We start from the raw sequence: 14,453 nt of genomic DNA, 5'->3' as shown, positions 1-14,453 counted from the left end.
GTGGACGGCCCGGCATCGTAGGACTCCGGGGCGGGAGCGCCTCGGCGGTGACTGCCCTGCGTTTCGCTCACGACGCTCGCTCCCTGTGGTCCGGCACCCGCTGGTCGGGGCACGGCACCCTAGCGGAGGAGTCGTCACGCACCAAAGTCGTACGACTACCCTACGTGTCGGCCGGGTGGGCGGCGGTCAGTAGCCGAACGCCCGGGCCGTGTTGGCCGCCAGGGCCGTGGCCATCGCGTCCTCGTCGATGCCGCGGACCGCGGCCATCGCCCGGACCGTCAGCGGAATGAGGTACGGCGCGTTGGGCCGTCCGCGGTACGGCGCCGGGGTGAGGTACGGGGCGTCCGTCTCGACGAGGACCAGTTCCAGCGGGGCCACCGCCAGCGCCTCGCGCAGCGGAGCGGCGTTCTTGAAGGTGACGGTTCCGGCGAAGGACATGTAGTAGCCGGCGGCGGCGCACTCGCGGGCCATGTCGGCGTCCCCGGAGTAGCAGTGGAAGACGGTCCGCTCGGGGGCGCCCTCCTCGCGCAGTACGCGCAGCACGTCGGCGTGGGCGTCGCGGTCGTGGATGACGAGGGCCTTGCCCTGCCGCTTGGCGATCTCGATGTGCGCGCGGAAGGAACGCTCCTGCGCGGCCATGCCCTCCGGGCCGGTGCGGAAGTGGTCCAGGCCCGTCTCGCCGACCGCTTTCACGTGGTCGAGGGCGGCGAGCGCCTCGATCTCCGCGAGGGCCTCGTCGAGCGCGGCCTCGCCGCCGCCGGCCCGGGGGCCCTGGCGGGACCAGTGGTCGGGGTCGCCGTGGACGATGCGGGGCGCTTCGTTGGGGTGCAGGGCGACGGCGGCGTGGACGTTGGCGTGGGCGGCGGCGGTCTCGGCGGCCCAGCGGGAGCCCTTCACATCGCATCCGACCTGGACGACGGTGGTCACGCCGACCGAGGCGGCCTTGGCCAGGCCCTCCTCCACGGTCCCCGACTGCATGTCCAGGTGGGTGTGCGAGTCCGCGACCGCCACCCGGAGGGGTTCGGGCAGCGGCGGCGGTGCGTCCTTGGAGGAGGAAGGGCTCATGGAGCCGATCCTATGACCGGCGGAACAACCCCAGGAGCCGTGGGAGCAGGCCCCCGTGCTTGTCGGCCCGGGTGAGGGCGACGGGGCCGGGGGCGTCGTGGTGCGCGGCGCCCCTGCGGGGCTTCGCGGTGCGGGGGGCGTCCGCCCCGGCCGGTACCGGTCCGGCGATGCCGGGCGCGATGCGGTGGTGGTACAGGTGGTCGATCATGCCGAGCACCGAGGAGACCTGCCCCGCCCGCATGATCCGTACGACGTGTCCGCCGCAGTTCATGCAGGTCGGGGCGGACAGCGGGGAGGGCACCCGCTCGCCGTCGACGGTGTACACGATGAACGGCTCGCCTCGGCCGTCGACGTGGTGCTCGATCCGGTAGGCCTGCTCCCATGCGTACCCGCAGCGCATGCACGCGAAGGAGTACGCCTCGTGCACCGTCTGCACGTCGTCGGGAGCGGCGGGACGTGCGGGTACGGAAGCCCGGGCCGGTGCCGGGGTCCCTGCGCCCTCTGCGGCGGCTGCGGTGTGTGCGGTGTGTGCGGTGTCGCTCATGCCAGCTCCTCCGGTTCCACTGGTGCCACTGCCAGTGGACGCCTCCGCGGGCGGGAGCGCATCATGCCCTGTCCAGTGTTGGACGGCCTTTGGGCGAGTCATTCCCGAAGGGCCCGACACGCGTCCCGGGCTTTGCCCTCCACGGCGGCTCTTTACCGGCTCATGGCGCCTTCTGTGCCGCGTTCTTTGCCGCGACGACCGCATCGAAGACGTCGCGCTTGGGTACCCCGGCCTCGGCGGCGACCGCCGCGATGGCCTCCTTGCGGCGCTCCCCCGCCTCCTCGCGCACCCGCACCCGGCGCACCAGCTCCGCGTCGTCCACGTCGCCGGGGCCGGCCTCGGGGGCGCCCTCCACCACGACGGTGATCTCCCCGCGCACGCCCTCCGCGGCCCAGGCGGCCAGTTCGCCCAGCCCGCCGCGCTTGACCTCCTCGTACGTCTTGGTCAGCTCGCGGCAGACCGCGGCGCGCCGGTCGGCGCCGAAGACCTCGGCCATCGCCGCCAGGGTGGCGTCGAGCCGGTGCGGAGCCTCGAAATAGACGAGCGTGCGCCGCTCGCCCTCGACCTCGCGGAGCCGGCCGAGGCGCTCGCCGGCCTTGCGCGGCAGGAAGCCCTCGAAGCAGAACCGGTCCACGGGCAGCCCGGACAGCGCGAGCGCGGTGAGCACGGCCGACGGGCCGGGCACCGCGGTGACCCTGATGTCCTTCTCCACGGCGGCCGCGACCAGCCGGTAGCCGGGGTCGGAGACCGACGGCATACCGGCGTCCGTCACCAGCAGGACGCGCGCCCCGCCGGCCAGCGCCTCGACGAGCTCAGGGGTACGGGCCGACTCGTTGCCCTCGAAGTACGACAGGACGCGCCCGGTGGTGTGCACGCCCAGCCCCTGGGTCAGCCGGCGCAGCCTCCGGGTGTCCTCGGCGGCCACGACGTCGGCCCGCTCCAGCTCCGCCGCCAGGCGCGGCGGGGCGTCGGCGAGGTCGCCGATCGGGGTGCCGGCGAGGACGAGCGTGCCCGCCGTGCCGTCGTTCGCGGCGCTCGGGGAGGTGGGTTCGGTGCCGTGGGGCTGGTCAGTCGTCACCCGCTCATCCTCTCAGTCCCGCGGCCCGCCACCCCACGCCACTGGGGCGCACACAGATCTCTTCCCTACGATGTGCCGGTGACCAGTACCGCGACGCCGCCGCCCAGCCCCGCGGGGGCCCTGTCCTGCGCACGGGCGGACGGCACACGAGAGCCGTCCACCTGGCTGCGCGACCTGCGCCGCTTCGGCTACGCGCCGACCGCCGCCGCGTCGCCGCGCCGGGACGTCCGCACCCGCCTGGTGCCCCCGTACACGAAGCCGTCCCGGCAGCTGTGGATGACCTTCGGGCTTCCGCCCGAGGTGTGGGGGACCTGGCAGCGCATCGTGTCGTGGGCGGGGCCGCTGCTGGTGGCGCTGGTCGCGGGCGTGCTGCGGTTCGTGCACCTGGGCAGCCCGAAGGCGGTGATATTCGACGAGACGTACTACGCCAAGGACGCCTGGGCCACGATCAAGCAGGGCTACGAGGCGAACTGGCCCAAGGACATCGACAAGTCGATCCTCGCCAACCCGGACGGGGTGGCCCTGCCGGTGGATCCGGGCTATGTCGTGCACCCGCCCGTCGGCAAGTGGGTGATCGGGCTCGGCGAGTGGATGTTCGGCCTCACGCCGTTCGGCTGGCGGTTCATGACCGCCGTGCTCGGCACCCTGTCGGTGCTCATGCTGTGCCGGATCGGCCGCCGGCTCTTCCGCTCGACGTTCCTGGGCTGCCTGGCGGGCGCGCTGCTGGCGGTGGACGGCCTGCACCTGGTGATGAGCCGCACGGCGCTGCTGGACCTGGTGCTGATGTTCTTCGTGCTCGCCGCGTTCGGGGCGCTGCTCATCGACCGGGACCGTACCCGCGCCCGGCTCGCGGACGCCCTCCCGGTGGACGAGGAGGGCCGGACCCGGCCCGACACGAAGATCGCGGAGACGCTGCGGCTGGGCTGGCGCCCGTACCGGATCCTGGCCGGGGTCTGCCTCGGGCTGGCCGCCGGCACGAAGTGGAACGGCTTCGTCGTCCTGGCCTTCTTCGGCATCCTCACCGTGCTGTGGGACGCGGCCGCCCGCCGGACCGCCGGCGCGGGCGCGCCGTACGCGGCGATGCTGCGGCGCGACGCGCTGCCCGCGTTCGTGTCGACGGTGCCGGTGGCGGTCGCGACCTACGTGGCGTCGTGGTCGGGCTGGATCCTCAGCCCGGACAACGGCAAGGGCGGGTACCTGCGCGACTGGGCGGCGAAGAACGACCGGGACAGCTCGCTGTCGTTCCTGCCGGAGTGGGTACGCAGCCTGTGGCACTACGAGACCGAGGTGTACAACTTCCACGTCGGCCTGACCTCGGGGCACACCTACGAGTCCAACCCGTGGAGCTGGCTGGTCCTGGGCCGGCCGGTCTCGTTCTTCTACGAGTCCCCGGAGCCGGGCACCGACGGCTGCCCGGCGACCGCGGCGGGCAAGTGCGCCCGCGAGGTGCTGGCCCTGGGGACGCCGCTGCTGTGGTGGGCGGGCTGCTTCGCGCTGCTGTACGTGCTGTGGCGGTGGTTCTTCCGCCGTGACTGGCGGGCGGGAGCGATCGCGTGCGCCCTGGGCGCGGGCCTGCTGCCCTGGTTCAACTACCAGGAGCGGACGATCTTCTACTTCTACGCGGTGGTCTTCGTCCCGTACCTGTGCCTGGCGGTGGCGATGATGATCGGCGCCCTGCTGGGCCCGGCCGGCTCCTCGGAACGCCGCCGCGCCCTGGGCGCGATCGGCGCGGGCGTCCTGGTCCTGCTGATCGTGTGGAACTTCATCTACTTCTGGCCGATCTACACGGGCCAAACCTTGCCCATGGACTCCTGGCGCGGCCGCATGTGGCTGGACACCTGGGTCTAACAGCGCAAACGACGGGCCCGGCACCGAGAGGTGCCGGGCCCGTCGTGGTTGTTGCTGGCCGTCGCAAGCCGTCCTGGGCCGCCCCTCGACGGCCCACAGACGGCCCACATACGGCCCGGCCTACGTCCAACGAGCCAAGAAAGGGCGACGGCCTCGACCCGCGTTGGCCACCCGCCAAGCCGTGAAAGCCTCCTGCCAGTTGGCGTCAGCGACCTCCTCGGAGCTCATCATCCACTGCGTCATGGCTGCCTCCCCCGCTGGACTCTCGTCAAAGACGAAGATCAGGGTTTGCTCGGACTCGTGCGGCAGGCGTTCGCCGCGGAGCGTCGACGACAGACACTCGTAGGCGTCATCAACGAACGTGTTCACCCAAAGAGCGCCGTCTGTGGCCGACCTCCTGCGCGGGCGCTTCCAAGCTCGTCCGACGAGGCGGACATCCCGAGCAACGCGTTCCCGAAGCTTCCTGTCCCTCAGCAATCCAACGTCGCTCGCCAACCTCTGCAGGATGGGACGCGTGCTGGCGTCATAGTCCTCAGAGGCTGCAACCTCTCTCAGGAGGACCAATTTCTCCCGAATCGTAAGAATCTGCTCCCGTTGCTCTTGACGGTGCTCATGCCTCCACACCAAGGCCTGCTGAGCCCAATGCACCAGGTATCCCAAGACGGCGGAGAGGACCGGTAGCAACCACTGCGTCATAAGCAGATTGTGCCGAGCAGCAGAGTGTCCGGACCACGGTTTCGCCACAACAGGTCCGGACACCTTCGGGATTGACTCCTGCCCTAGCCCTACCCCGCAGGCTGGCAGAAGGCAACCGAAGCGTCATCGCCAGACTTGTACCTAGGCCAGCGCTGCCCGTGAGGGTCGGTAGCCTCGACCTGGCGGACTGCGCCGATCAGCGAATCGGGGCCCGCCGCTCGAAGCTGATCAAACACCGTCTCCCATGTGGCCATCTGGTATTCGGTAACAAGCCGCGAAACACCGTCAGATAGAACCACAGCTGAGCGAATTTCGTTCGCATCCACCGACCCGGTTAGAGCGTGGAAGGCCGCGTCAGATTTAGCCGAAGCAACCCAGTACCCCTCGGGAGTGTTTCGGATAGCACGCTGTGCAGCAACAAGCTTGGCCACACTCGCGCTATGCTCCGGCGTACCCGTCCGGTATTGTTCCGTCTCGACTTTCAGGTCGCGACAGACTTCGTCAACGCGGAGATCCGTGAGCACTGAGATTTGATCGCCTTTCTCCAGAACAATCGGAGAATCAGCGAGAACGAGGTAATCAAAGCTTTCCACCCCTTCACGCAAGAGCGCCACCGTCGCGGAGGGCGTTCCCGGATTTCGCAAGTCACACTCAGGATGGAGTCCCGCGACCTGCTCCAACGCCTCCGCCAACCCTTCGGTTAGGGATTTATCCGGCGTGGCGAGGGACGCAAGCAGATGCCCGCCGAGTTGCGCGACGTACCACGGAACTCCATGCCGGCAGCCAGTATCCAAGCCTGCGGTGCTGAGCCCGTCGAGCACTGCGGCCAGCGATGGGGTACACCCCACCCAGTCCTCGTTCGGAGCCGGGCCGCCAGGCCGCGTCGAAACGCTGATGCGCATGTCACGCCTCGTGTCGGTAGATGGGGGTAACCCTCTTGCTCTCCACGACTTCCAGCGTCTTCGGGTCGTATCGGCAGGAGATTACGGTGGAGAAGCGACGGGTCCGCACGTCGCGATAAAGCTCGGGCAGGTTGTTTTCCAGATAATGAACGACTCCGTTGGCACCAATGGCATGGATGCCAGCGGCATACAGGAAGGTCCCTCGCCCATCCAAACGAGGCAAGCGGGCAAGGTAACCGAAATCTCCCGCCGTTCCATCCTCATCCATCGGAGACCGATAGCGCTCGTCAGTATTCAGGTCCACGAGATGCCATGCACTGTCTTTCTCAAAGCGCAGGTAATCATCCCCCTCCAGCACCTGCGAGATGATAGGCGAGAGACGCGGTCCGCACACGACGACGTGATTGTCGCGGTTCAGGTTCACCATGCCGCTCGGTGGGATGACCTCGTATTGAGCGTCAAGCTTCAATGTCGACAGCAGCTTCCTGAGGCGGTCAAAGTTACCCAGATCCTCCCTCGCAACCACCTCGCCAGGGTTCTCTGAAGCCGACTTACCCGCCTCGTACTTGCCACCGAGCGAGATAGTCATGAGGCCAGCACCAAAGAAGGCACGCTCCGGGGGCGGGCCCTGCGAGGCCAACTGCCCAACGCGGCCGCGACTGACCCCCAATAGAGCAGCGATCTCCGACTGAGACATGCCGGCCGCCGAGGCTTCCTCGATGGCTTCCCGTCGAATCCGGGACAGCTCAACGACACGCCCTTGATAGTCCGCCATCAGATCGATCGCGGCCTTGGCTCGGTCGACCGGCGCCACGACTTCGGCTACTCGCTGCATCTCCGGGTGCATCCACAACCTCCACGCTTAGGGGGTCTAGCCACCATACCGCGAGGGGGGCTTGACGACTACGCCAGGACTGCCTACCTTGACTACGAGGTCAGCGCATAGACCCCCTAAGCACAGCAGTGCATGGGGGGCTATCTATGGGTTGAGCTGCAATAACGCATGCATAGAGGCCTTAGGGCCGAGGGCGCCGGACCCCTTGTCAACCGGACGGCAGTCTCTGCCTACCCCCGGGAGCGCGCTCTCGGAAAGAGACACAAGCACACATCGAAACAACCTCCATGCAAACGAAGTGCAGCCCCGGTGCTGGAACACCGGGGCTGCTGTTCGGTCCCGTTCCTCCGTAGAAGGAGCAAGACCCATGAAGTCCATCGCTGCACTTCACGACGTTGTTACCCCGTGGTCCGACGGTCTGGAGCCGTCGGATGCGGAGCTTGAGGCGATCGAGGCCGAGTTGCCGCTGATCCTGGCGGAACGCGACCTGCTCGACGCGGAGATCATGACGCTGGGCCGCACACCCACCGAGGTCGACGTCCAGCGGCTGCGCCGAGCCTGCCGGCGCGTGCTCGCCGCCCGGACCGCGCTGGAGAACCGGGCCGCCCACCTTCCGTCCTCGGGTGGCGCGGCATGAACCGCACGGGACGGGTTCTGCTGGTGCTGGCCCTGGTGGCCGTGGTCGGCATGGCGTTCCGGGTGTCCTGGAACGCGCTGCGGGACGTGGCCCGGGCCATCGGCGCGGACACCACGGCCGCGTGGCTCTACCCCTTCGTCGTCGACGGGCTGATGGCCCTGGCCCTCGTCGCCGCCCTCGTGCTGACGGGGGACGCGCGGAAGTTCGCGCTGCGGGTGCTGGCCTCCTACACGCTCGCGTCGCTGGTCCTGAACTACGTGCACGGACTCGTCCCGGACCTGCACTCGGAGTCGATCGGCTGGAGTCGACTGGCCGAGGGCGACTGGACCAACTGGGCACTCGTCCTGCTGGCGACGTCGCTTCCGGTCGGGTCGATCTACTTCGGCTCCGACCTCGTCGCCAAAGTCCTCCACCACCGCCCGCCAGTCGACCCCGGCGAGCGCGAATCGGTGCAGACCGACACAAATCAGTCGATGGCTGAGCTGGGCGAACCTGTGGTGGACGAGCCCACCGCCCTGCCCGCCCCGGAGCCCGTGCCGGTCGGTTCGGTCGATGTGTCGGCCGTGCCGGTCGAGGTGCGGGTGCCGGTGGCTGCGGCGGAGGTGTCGCGTCCGCGTCGGGCGACCGGTCGAGTGCCGGTGGCGGCGCGGTCGGCCCGACCGGTCCGGTCGGAGGCGGAGCTTCTGGCGGAGGCCCGCAGCCTGACGGAGTCGTGGCCGGTCGAGAAGCTGACCGGTGAGGGCATCCGCAAGGCCCTGCACACCTCCGCGGCCAAGGCCCGCGTCGTGCGGGAAACCCTGAAGGCCGAGCGCGAGCGCGACGCGGCAGCGGTGGTGAGCTGATGGCCACCCTGCCGGTCTACCCCTGGCGGCTCGCCCCGGACGGGCTGGCCACCCGACGACAGCTCCGCGCGGCCGGGCTCCGGCCCGGCGGTCAGGACGTCGTCGCCCAGCTGGAGCGTCCGCGCCGTCGGCGCACTCCGCTGACCGCGTTCCTCTACCGCGTCGACCGTGCCAAGCCCGTCCGCCCGATGACCCCGGCCAAGCACGCGGCTCTGGACCGGGCGAATACGGCCCGCCGCACCTGCCCCGCCTGCCGCGCCGATGCCGGATACGTCATCCCGGTCTCGCTCGGCATGTGCGCCCCCTGCGCCTACCCCGAAGCCCCTTGACGGGAGTTGACCGTGAACCACCTGCCCGAACCCCACCGGCCGCCCACCGTTGTACAGCTCCCGGACGGCACCCACGTCTACGCCGACACGCTGCCCGCCACGTACGCCGGGCCGCAGGTCGTGCATCAGCACATCCATCAGGCCGCCCCGGACAAGACCGTCCAGCGCATCGCGCTCGGCTCCGGAGTCGGGGCCGGCGCGGTCGCGGCCGGGGTGTACTTCGGCCCGCTCCTCGTCGGCGCGCTCACCGCGATCGCCGCGAACATCGCGATGCTCGCGTTCCTCGCCCTGATCCTGGGCTGGGGCGTCCACACGGTCGTGAAGTCGATCGGCCGCCCCGAGGCCGGGGCGGCCGTCAAGAACGTCGCCAAGGCTCGCCGGAAGAGGCGGTGAGCGGCGTGTTCGCGGCCGGAGACAAGGTGTGCATCGTTGCGTGTGCCGACGACCCGCGGGCCGTGGGCCGCACGGGACGGATCGTGGACGAGGTCCCGCCCGGCCCGCTGACCGCCGGCCGCTGGACCGTCGCCGGTATCGGCCTCCTGATCGGCCCGGTCCTGTGCCACGGCCACGAACTCACCAAGACCGGTCCCTGACCGGCCGTCGCAGACCTGACGCCTGCCTGCCCTCCCCGCCAGCGTGGCGGGGAGGGTGGGGAGCCGGACAGCCCGGACTCCGAGAGGAGACCCGTGATGGCGCAGGACCCGAAGTTCACCGCTCGTGAGATCACGCAGATCGGCTGGTACACGGCCCGGATGGCCAAGCGCGGGATCGCCGGGGAGAACGTCCACCTGGGCGACCTGCAGAAGAAGGTCGACCGGATCATCGACGGCGCCCGCGAACGCGAGGCCCAGCAGGCCGCCGATGCCGCGGAGGCCGAGAAGGCCGCCCGCAAGGCCCGCGCGAAGAACGGCAAGACCCGCAAGTAGCTGTGCCCCGGGGCGGCCGCCCCTTCTCGCCAAAGAACGCCGGCCGCCCCGGTCCCTACCCACCCGCCTTGTCAGCGAGAGCAGGAGTTCTCAGCATGACCGACAACGTCGTCCCCCTCTTCAAAGACCCCACCACCGGCACCTACACACTCCCTGGCGACACCCCCACCGCCCCGGCCCCGGAGGCGGTCCGGCGGGTGCGGGTGTGGACGCGCTCCGCACGCGGCGTCCGGCGGATCGTCACGGACGAGCGGACCCGTGCGGCGGCGCGGCTGGTGGCCCGGCACGGCATGTACGTCATCGGCGGCACCCGCGTCACGGCCCGCCGCACCTGGGAGGGCCGAACCGCCTCCCGGTACGAGCGCATGATCCGCGCCGCCGAGGCCGGAGGGAACTTCGAGGAGGCCAAGGAGTGGGAAGACCGCCTCACCCGCTACCGCGCCGCACGCCACCACCGCCGCATGGACCTCCTCAAGGCCCCGCAGGACGCGGTGAAGAGCGCCGGATACGCCACCGGCCTCACCCTCGGCGGACTCCTCCTGCTCGGGATCGTGCTGGCCATAGCCACGAAAGACCCGTCGTGGATCCTCGCCCCGCTCGCGACGGTGATCGCGGCGATCCACTGGATCGTGATGGTGGGCACCGTCGTGTGGGGACCCGCGGTCACGGTCGGCCCGTGGCTGGCCCTCCTCGCACTTTGGGGTGTCGGCCGCAAGCAGCAGACGGCCCCGCAGTGGACACTCCCGGCCAAGCAGCGGGACACCGTGGGCGCCCCAATCACTCCATCGATCGTCGTCACCGCCCTGCGCGACCTCGGCATCAGCCCGCTGCGTAAAGGCATCAACGAGATGGGCGACGCTGGCGCGCAGATGCTCGGCCCGATCCGGATCGCCGGATGCGGCGTGGAAGTCGACGTCACCCTGCCGTCGGGGGTGTCGACGGAGGAGGTGCAGGGGCGGCGACGCAAGCTCGCGGAGAACCTGGCCCGCCACCAGCATGAAGTGTTCATCACCATCCCTGTTGCGGCCCGCACGATCCGCCTGTGGATCGCCGATTCCGGTGCGCTGGACGAGCCGATCGGCCCGTCCCCGCTGGTCCTCGAAAAGGCCGTCGCCGCGAACTACAAGACCGGCAAGGCCATCTGGGGCCAGGACCTGCGCGGGGACGCGGCCACGCTCAGCCTGTACCAGCGGATGCTGCTGATCACGGGCAAGTCCAACCAGGGCAAGACCGCCGCCCTGCGCGCACTCGCACTGTGGGCCGCCTTCGACACCTCGATCGAGTTCCGGATCGCCGACCTCAAGGGCGTCGGGGACTGGGGCATGTTCGACGGCGGTCTCGCCACGACCCTGATCCAGGGCCCGACCGACGCACACGTCGTCAAGGCGACCGAGATGGTCGAAGGCCTCGTCGCGGAGATGGACCGCCGCATCCAGGCCCCGGCCGGAACCGTGTTCACGCCGCTGATCGGGATCGTGGACGAAGCGCAGGTCGCGTTCATGTGCCCCGCCCTCGACGACGACAAGCACCCCTACGGCGGATCCAAGGCCACCTCCCGCTACTTCATGGCCGTCCGGAAGATCCACAACCAGGGCCGGGCTGTGGACGTGCTGCTGTGGGAGGGCACGCAGGACCCCACCGACCAGAACCTCCCCAAGCTCGTCCGCGAAGGCGCCCACACCCGCATCTCCCTCGTCCTGGGCACCGAGTCCCAGGCCCGCATGGCCCTCGGCGACAACGCCGTCGACGGCGGCGCCGCACCCCACCAACTGCGACTCGGCCTCGACAAGGGCACCGTCGTCGTCGCCTCCGACGGCATCACCATCCCCGCCGGCCAGACCTCCATCACCGTCCGCACCTACTACATCGACACCGACCAGGCCACCGAAATCGCCGACCGCGCCAAGGCCCTGCGCGCCGGCATCACCACCACACCCGTCGCCGAGCCCGGCGAGCAGCGGGACCCGCTCGCCGACATCCTCACCGTCCTCGGCACCGAGACCCGCGTCCTCACCCAAGACGTCCTCAAGCGGCTCACCGCCCTCGACCAGGACACCTACGGCAAGTGGACGTTCATCGACCTCAAGCGCGCGCTGGAGGGCACCGGCGCCGAGCCGTACAAGTCCGAAGGCCGCATGACCCTTGCCCGCGAACGCGTCGCCCGCGTCGTCACCTCCCGCACCGCCGACGGTTCCACTTCCGCCGCCGAGTAGAGGGAGGCGACCCGCTCCGGGCCAGGGAGGCAGGGAGAACTCCCTCACCCCCTCCCTGACCCCCCTCCCCGGCACTGACCTGCACAAATGATCCATCAGGGAGGCAGGGAGGCGCCGCAGGTCAGACCCCCGAAACCCCCTCCACGGCCTTCCCGGCAGGGGGTGCCCGAGCCTCCCTGACCTCCGACTGGCAGGGATTCCGCTTAACACGCCCGGACATGCCGAGAGCGGCCCCCGTATCCGCCAAGATCCAGGGCCGCTCTCATCCAGAACACTCAAGAACTGGAGAGACCAGCATGACCCACCCGACCGACATCCCGCGAGACCGCGGCGCCGTGGCCTTACCCGCCACCCTCCACACCGCGCTGCAGCTCGCCGAACAGGGGCTGCCCGTGCTGCCGCTGCGGGCAGGCAAGGGCCCCATGGGCAACTGCCGCGCCTGCCGGAAGAACGCCTGCGGCGGCCGGCCGAACATGAAGACCCCCGGCTCCTGCACGTGCCCGGCGCCCTGCCACGCCTGGGCTGCCGCCACCACCGACCCGAACATCCTCACCTCCGCCGCGTGGGCCCCGGCCTGGCGGCAGGCCGCGGCCGTCGCCTACCACCCCGGTGGCGCCGGGGTCACCGTCGTCGACCTCGACAACGCCGACGCGGTCGCGTGGGCCCGCCAGAACCTCCCGGGGACCAGGACCGTGGCGACCACGCGCGGGGAGCACTGGATCTACCTCGGAACCATGACCTCCCGCAACGCCGTACGCCCCGGCGTCGACATCAAGTCGCTGATTTCCTACGTCCGCTGGCTCGGACCCGGCATCGGCCCTGTGGCGCAGCTCCCGGATGTCGTGCGGGCGCTCGCCGTGAAGGAGCCCGCCGCGGCCCGGCCCGCAGCGCGCCCCGTAGGCGTGGCCGCGCCGGTCGGCGGCGGGCAGTGCCCTCACCGCTCGCCCGCCTACCTGGAACGTGGGATCGCCATGGCCGAGCAGCGGATCGAGCAGACCCCAGACGGCATCCACAGGACGGTGTACCGGATGTTCCTGGCGGTGCTGTCCGCGCACGGCCGGTGCGGATGCCTCACCGACGCCCACATCAAGCGTCTGTTCACCGCGGCGCAGGGCCGGGGTGAGTCCTTGCGGCACTGCGAGGACGCGTGGTCCAACGCCGTTGCTGCTCTGGGGATGTGACATGCCTGAGGACGAGAAGAACCCCGCCCGCGAAGTCATCACCAAGTACGCACAGGAGCAGTTCCGTTACTTCCGCACCGTCGTCTTCAACGGAACCGCCTTGAAGGAGGCACTCGACTTGATCGAAGCACTCGCGCTCACCGAGGACGTCCAGCCCGTCCACATCCGCGTCGCCCCCGGATTCGACGGAGCCACCTGGCTGGACCTGGGACGGGACGACGGCCGGTCCGTCCGTATCCACCCCAACGGCTGGGACATCCTCACCCCCGACCCGCGGGAGGTGTGCTGGCGGCGCACTCAGCTCACCGGCGAACTCCCCCTCCCCGTCAAGGACACCGACGGCAAGGGCATCGACCTGCTGATGCGGCTGGTCAACTTCGCCAGCGCCCAGAGCGAAGGGTTGGCCCTGGCGTGGCTCGTCGGCTGCCTCGGCCCCGACGTCCCCGTCCCGGCCCCGTTCCTCACCGGGCCCCAGGGGGCGGGCAAGTCCACCGCCGGCAAGATGCTCGTCCGCATCATCGAGGGCATGAGCGGCGACCTGCGCCGCCCGCCCAAGGACGAAGAGAACCTGATCACCGCCGTTGCCGCCGGGTGGATCACCGGCCTGGACAACCTCTCCCACCTCGGCCCGGACCTCTCCGACCTCATGTGCTGCATCGTCACCGGCGCCGAGAACATCAAACGGGCCTTGTTCACCGACGGGGACGTCGTCCGCTCCCGCTACCGCCGCCCCCTGCTCCTCACCGGCATCGACGTCGGCGTCATCCGCCCCGACCTCGCCGAACGCCTCCTCCCCCTCCGCCTCGAACGCCCCCGCATCCGGCGCACCGAGGAGGAGCTGTGGACGGAGTTCGCACGGGACCTGCCGGTGATCCTGGGCTCCGTGCTCGACCTGGCCGTCAGTGTCCGCGCCGCCCAAGCGGACATCCCGACCGACCTGCGGATGGCTGACTTCGCCCATCTGTGCGCGCAGTTGGACGCTGCCCGCAGCTTCGGTGCGCTGGACGCCTACCGGGCCAGCCTGGATGACCTCAACGACGACGTCATCGAGGGTGACCTCCTCGCGCAGACCGTCCTCAAGCACGCCGCCGACATCGAGCCCGGCACCGAGGTCCGGATGACGTCCGCGGAGTGGCTGCACGCCCTCACTCAGCTTTACACCGGCGAGGACTTCCGGCCCCAGCCCAAGGGCTGGCCTACCACCGGCAAGGTCCTCTCCGACCGCCTCAAGCGCCTCCAACCCGTCCTCGCCGCCCGCGGCGTCCTCGTCGACTGGGGCCGCATCAACACCGCCCGCTACATCGCCATGACCCGGCCCCAGCCCCGGCAGGACGAGCAGAAGGACCTTTTCTAGACC

16 protein-coding genes are annotated in these 14,453 nt (G+C 70.1%); 10 read left to right on the top strand and 6 right to left on the bottom strand.

The genetic code is table 11. From position 1 onward, the window contains the following. Window positions 1-186: 186 nt before the first annotated feature. The 3 genes from IF89_RS0130335 to rsmI form a co-directional block, all read right to left on the bottom strand. The gene (locus tag IF89_RS0130335) at window positions 187-1,065 is read right to left on the bottom strand and encodes a TatD family hydrolase (protein ID WP_030774873.1); all 879 of its coding nucleotides are present in this window, start codon (window positions 1,063-1,065) and stop codon (window positions 187-189) included. A 10-nt stretch (window positions 1,066-1,075) separates the two neighbouring features. After that, window positions 1,076-1,609: a hypothetical protein gene (locus IF89_RS38445; protein ID WP_420706983.1), complete on the bottom strand. Its 534-nt coding sequence runs from the start codon at window positions 1,607-1,609 to the stop codon at window positions 1,076-1,078. A gap of 160 nt (window positions 1,610-1,769) precedes the next feature. Next, entirely contained in the window at window positions 1,770-2,687 is a 918-nt protein-coding gene (rsmI, locus tag IF89_RS0130325) for a 16S rRNA (cytidine(1402)-2'-O)-methyltransferase (RefSeq protein ID WP_030774871.1), read from the bottom strand. A gap of 78 nt (window positions 2,688-2,765) precedes the next feature. Here rsmI and IF89_RS0130320 point away from each other — a divergent pair, with 78 nt between their 5' ends. Further along, the gene (locus IF89_RS0130320; RefSeq protein ID WP_078628609.1) at window positions 2,766-4,535 is read left to right on the top strand and encodes a phospholipid carrier-dependent glycosyltransferase; all 1,770 of its coding nucleotides are present in this window, start codon (window positions 2,766-2,768) and stop codon (window positions 4,533-4,535) included. A 120-nt stretch (window positions 4,536-4,655) separates the two neighbouring features. On the opposite strand, the gene IF89_RS0130315 is transcribed toward IF89_RS0130320, so the two are convergent. From IF89_RS0130315 to IF89_RS0130310, 3 genes are all read right to left on the bottom strand, one after another. After that, window positions 4,656-5,231, bottom strand: a complete 576-nt coding sequence (locus IF89_RS0130315; protein WP_030774867.1) for a hypothetical protein — start codon at window positions 5,229-5,231, stop codon at window positions 4,656-4,658. An 89-nt stretch (window positions 5,232-5,320) separates the two neighbouring features. After that, entirely contained in the window at window positions 5,321-6,133 is an 813-nt protein-coding gene (locus IF89_RS42580) for a hypothetical protein (RefSeq protein WP_078628608.1), read from the bottom strand. Window position 6,134: 1 nt separating this feature from the next. After that, complete coding sequence (locus IF89_RS0130310; RefSeq protein WP_030774866.1) at window positions 6,135-6,980, bottom strand: sigma-70 region 4 domain-containing protein; 846 nt, start codon at window positions 6,978-6,980, stop codon at window positions 6,135-6,137. Window positions 6,981-7,335: 355 nt separating this feature from the next. Here IF89_RS0130310 and IF89_RS0130305 point away from each other — a divergent pair, with 355 nt between their 5' ends. From IF89_RS0130305 to IF89_RS0130265, 9 genes are all read left to right on the top strand, one after another. Next, window positions 7,336-7,605 carry a DUF6284 family protein gene (locus IF89_RS0130305; protein ID WP_030774864.1) on the top strand — a complete coding sequence of 90 codons (270 nt, stop codon included), beginning with the start codon at window positions 7,336-7,338 and terminating at the stop codon, window positions 7,603-7,605. Continuing rightward, window positions 7,602-8,447 carry a DUF2637 domain-containing protein gene (locus tag IF89_RS0130300; protein ID WP_030774863.1) on the top strand — a complete coding sequence of 282 codons (846 nt, stop codon included), beginning with the start codon at window positions 7,602-7,604 and terminating at the stop codon, window positions 8,445-8,447. The genes IF89_RS0130305 and IF89_RS0130300 overlap by 4 nt, the downstream gene beginning before the upstream one ends. After that, on the top strand, window positions 8,447-8,776 hold the full coding sequence (locus IF89_RS0130295; RefSeq protein ID WP_030774862.1) for an RRQRL motif-containing zinc-binding protein: 330 nt from the start codon (window positions 8,447-8,449) through the stop codon (window positions 8,774-8,776). Before IF89_RS0130300 ends, IF89_RS0130295 begins: the two co-directional genes overlap by 1 nt. A 12-nt stretch (window positions 8,777-8,788) precedes the next feature. Then, window positions 8,789-9,169 carry a DUF6251 family protein gene (locus tag IF89_RS0130290; protein ID WP_030774861.1) on the top strand — a complete coding sequence of 127 codons (381 nt, stop codon included), beginning with the start codon at window positions 8,789-8,791 and terminating at the stop codon, window positions 9,167-9,169. Then, on the top strand, window positions 9,166-9,369 hold the full coding sequence (locus IF89_RS0130285) for a hypothetical protein (RefSeq protein WP_420706982.1): 204 nt from the start codon (window positions 9,166-9,168) through the stop codon (window positions 9,367-9,369). The genes IF89_RS0130290 and IF89_RS0130285 overlap by 4 nt, the downstream gene beginning before the upstream one ends. A gap of 96 nt (window positions 9,370-9,465) precedes the next feature. Then, on the top strand, window positions 9,466-9,702 hold the full coding sequence (locus IF89_RS0130280; RefSeq protein ID WP_030774858.1) for a DUF6257 family protein: 237 nt from the start codon (window positions 9,466-9,468) through the stop codon (window positions 9,700-9,702). A 95-nt stretch (window positions 9,703-9,797) separates the two neighbouring features. Then, window positions 9,798-11,915, top strand: a complete 2,118-nt coding sequence (locus IF89_RS0130275) for a cell division protein FtsK (protein ID WP_030774857.1) — start codon at window positions 9,798-9,800, stop codon at window positions 11,913-11,915. 296 nt (window positions 11,916-12,211) lie between these two features. Then, window positions 12,212-13,096, top strand: a complete 885-nt coding sequence (locus IF89_RS0130270; protein ID WP_030774855.1) for a bifunctional DNA primase/polymerase — start codon at window positions 12,212-12,214, stop codon at window positions 13,094-13,096. A 1-nt stretch (window position 13,097) separates the two neighbouring features. Beyond that, the gene (locus tag IF89_RS0130265) at window positions 13,098-14,450 is read left to right on the top strand and encodes a hypothetical protein (RefSeq protein ID WP_030774854.1); all 1,353 of its coding nucleotides are present in this window, start codon (window positions 13,098-13,100) and stop codon (window positions 14,448-14,450) included. The last annotated feature ends 3 nt before the right edge of the window (window positions 14,451-14,453 follow it).

Origin of the sequence: Streptomyces sp. NRRL F-2664 (genome assembly GCF_000719345.1) — a bacterium.
Taxonomy (GTDB): Bacteria; Actinomycetota; Actinomycetes; order Streptomycetales; family Streptomycetaceae; genus Streptomyces.
The sequence above is the reverse complement of the archived record's forward strand: the minus strand, read 5'-3'. Positions and strand labels throughout refer to the sequence as shown.